The sequence below is a fragment of the Staphylococcus sp. GDY8P47P genome, assembly GCF_016892225.1.
GTDB classification, from domain to species: Bacteria; Bacillota; Bacilli; order Staphylococcales; family Staphylococcaceae; genus Staphylococcus; species Staphylococcus borealis.
In genome coordinates, this window is sequence record NZ_JAFENV010000041.1 from 1 (window position 1) to 2,008 (window position 2,008).

The 2,008-nt window shown below is 29.7% G+C and carries 1 protein-coding gene; it reads right to left on the reverse strand.

Going from position 1 to position 2,008, the window contains the following annotated elements; genetic code table 11:
* Nucleotides 1-67 precede the first annotated feature (67 nt).
* Complete coding sequence (locus tag JVV30_RS12565) at nucleotides 68-1,738, reverse strand: IS1182 family transposase (RefSeq protein ID WP_204194329.1); 1,671 nt, start codon at nucleotides 1,736-1,738, stop codon at nucleotides 68-70.
* Nucleotides 1,739-2,008: the final 270 nt, after the last annotated feature.

Here is a 2,008-nt window from a genome sequence, read left to right on the forward strand (position 1 = left end):
CTTAACAATGATTTACAGACAATTATTAGCCATTATCTATCAAAATGAAAACTATATTCTAATAAAACTACAGAGTCCGGGACATAATGTTCTTGGATAAGTGAAAAAAGACAATTTCTATTGAAATAATATAGAAATTGTCTTTTTTATAAATTTTTTGATTATTTTCAGCTCGTTGAGCTGCTACTTTTCTTATATTAAGTGCCATTAATACAAAACCAAGTTCTCTTTTGACTTTATTGATTCCTCGGACAGACATCCGAGTGAAACCCAAAATAGCCTTCATAAATCCAAAAACAGGCTCTACATCAATTTTTCTTTGACTATAGATATTTTTTGTTTTTGGTTCTGAAAGCTTTTTATTAATTTGGGCTTTAAAATATTCCCAATTATAATTCTTCATTATTTTTTTATTTGTTTTTGAATTGAAGTTCATACATTGGTGTTTCAGAGGACATTCTGAACAATCATCACATTCATATAATTTAAAGTCTCGTTTAAAACCATACTTATCATGGCGATAGGCATATCTTTTAAATCCTAGTCTTTTATTGTTTGGACAAATGAATTCATCGTTAATTTCGTCATAATCCCAATTTTGAGTATTAAAGATGTCACTTTTATATTTTTTAGTTTTATCTTTTATAAACATTCCATAAGTTATGAGTGGCGTTCGATTAAAATTATCTATAATTGCCATATAATTTGATTCGCTACCATAACCTGCATCAGCTACAATATATTCAGGTAAATGACCGTAGGTCTCTTGAATTGAATTTAAAAATGGTATCATCGTTCTTGTATCAGTCGGATTTTGATACACATTATAAGATAAAACAAATTGAGAATTTGTCGCTATTTGTAAATTATACCCTGGCTTGAGTTGACCGTTTTTCATATGGTCTTCTTTCATTCTCATAAATGTGGCATCATGATCTGTTTTAGAATAACTATTTCTATCTTTTAAAATAGATTTTTGGACTTCGTATCGATGCTTTCGCTCAGAGTAATCATTAATTTGCTTTTTGTATTTTTTAATTTTAGTTCTTTTGAGCCGTATTTGTTTTCTTATTTTAGTACACTTCTCATTATCGATATGTTTGTTTAAATCTTCGATTTCTTTATTTAAATGACTACCAATCAAATCTATTTCTTCTTTTGTTAAGTCATTATCGTGATCTTTTTTAATCTCAGGAATGATTTTATTTGTCACCAATTCATGATAGAGTGCTTTAGAATCTTCATTCATCCTTGACTCATGGTTTTGAATACTCTTTTTCCATACAAATGTATATCGATTGGCATTGGCCTCAACTTTCGTACCATCAATAAAAATGGCCTGATCATCTATAAGATTTTGTTTTAAACACTGACTATGAAATTGAATAAATAATGATTCTAATAAAGCATCTACTTTTGGATTTACTCTAAATCGATTAATCGTTTTATAAGAAGGCTTTTGATTTTGTGATAGCCACATCATTCGGATGCTGTCATTAAGTAATTTTTCTATCTTACGTCCTGAAAACACAGATTGTGTATAGGCATATAGAATTACTTTTAACATCATTTTTGGATGGTATGATGTTGCACCACGGTGATGTCTGAATTCATCGAATTCATTGTCAGGAATTGTTTCAACAATATCATTTACATGTCGTGAAATATCATTTGTGGGGATAAGAACTGAAGTTTCCATTGGTAGAGTAAGTTGAGTCATGTTATAATCTTTATACATAAGGCACCTCGTTAATTTAGTTTAGTGAAGTTTATTAAATTATACGAAAGTGCCTTATTTTTTTAAAGTATTACAATGTAAAATTACATATAAATACAAAGTATTTTGGCGAGACTCTTGAGGGAACAGGACAAGCTGAAGACTACAGGCTGAAGCTGTCCCCTAAGAAAGCGAGCCAACAATACGAAGTATTGTAAATAAAGAAGCCAGTAAATGAAGTTATAAAAACTCATTTACTGGCTATTTTGCTAGGAATTATGTCCCAGCCTC